We start from the raw sequence: 1,289 nt of genomic DNA, 5'->3' as shown, positions 1-1,289 counted from the left end.
CCACCCCGGAATGCGGCGTCGCTGGTGGCCACCGGGTTCATCGTTATGGTGGAGTTTGCACACTTCAACCGTGACGAAGAGGAGTTCCCGATGACCGAGGACAGATTACTGATCGAAGAGCTTGCTGCGAAGGGCGGCCAACCGGATTTTTTGCGCACCATCGCCGAGAACGTGCTGCAGCTGATCATGGAGGCCGACGTTGATGGCCTGATCGGCGCGGGTCGCCACGAACGCAGCAGCGAGCGCGCGACCTGGCGCAACGGCTATCGCGACCGTTCGCTGGATACCCGGGTAGGCACGCTGAACCTGAAAATCCCCAAGCTGCGTGCTGGGTCCTACTTTCCGGGCTTCCTTGAGCCCCGCAAGATGGTCGAGAAAGCGCTGGTTGCGGTGATCCAGGAAGCGTGGATCGGCGGGGTCAGCACCCGGCGGGTCGATGAACTCGTCCAGGCCATGGGCATGACCGGCATCTCCAAGTCCACCGTCTCCAAGCTTTGCAAGGACATTGACGAGCGCGTCCATGCCTTTCTGAAACGCCCGCTCACCGGCGAATGGCCGTATCTCTGGCTCGATGCCACCTATCTCAAGGTACGCGAAGGCGGGCGGATCATCAGCGTTGCCGCAATAATCGCCATGGCCGTCAACACCGAGGGCCGGCGCGAGATCGTCGGCCTGCATATCGGCCCCTCGGAAGCGGAGGTCTTCTGGTCCGACTTCCTGAAGGACCTTGTTCGGCGCGGTCTTACCGGCGTGAAGCTGGTCATCTCCGATGCTCACGAGGGCCTCAAGGGCGCGATCACCCGCGTCATGGGCGCCACCTGGCAGCGCTGCCGGGTGCACTTCATGCGCAATGCCCTGTCCTATGTGCCCAAGGGCCAGAACACTGTCGTCGCCGCCGCGATCCGCCAGGTCTTCCTGCAGCCCGATCAGAAAAGCGCAACGCAGGTCTGGCGACAGGTCGCCGACCAGTTGCGCACCCGTTGGCCCAAGCTCGGCGCCTGCATGGACGAGGCCGAAACCGACGTGCTCGCCTACACCGGCTTCCCCACCCAGCACCGCACGAAGTTACACTCAACCAATCCGCTCGAGCGGCTCAACAAGGAGGTCAAGCGCCGCGCCGACGTCGTCGGAATCTTCCCGAACGAAGACAGCATCATCCGCCTCGTCGGGGCTGTGCTGATGGAGCAGAACGACGAGTGGCAGCTCCAGCACCGATACATGCAGATCGAAGGCATGGCCGAACTCAACCAACCCATGATCGAGGAGGAAAATCAGCCCCTACACATCAC

At 62.6% G+C, this 1,289-nt stretch carries 1 protein-coding gene; it reads left to right on the top strand.

Going from position 1 to position 1,289, the window contains the following annotated elements:
• Positions 1 to 90: 90 nt before the first annotated feature.
• Positions 91 to 1,289, top strand: a 1,199-nt coding sequence (locus ACFSAG_RS14940; RefSeq protein WP_381516471.1) for an IS256-like element ISSpma2 family transposase, incomplete at its 3' end; no start/stop codon positions are given.

The organism is Sphingorhabdus buctiana, from assembly GCF_042680825.1.
GTDB lineage: Bacteria > Pseudomonadota > Alphaproteobacteria > Sphingomonadales > Sphingomonadaceae > Sphingorhabdus_B > Sphingorhabdus_B buctiana.
This window is presented reverse-complemented; position numbering and strand designations above follow the sequence as displayed.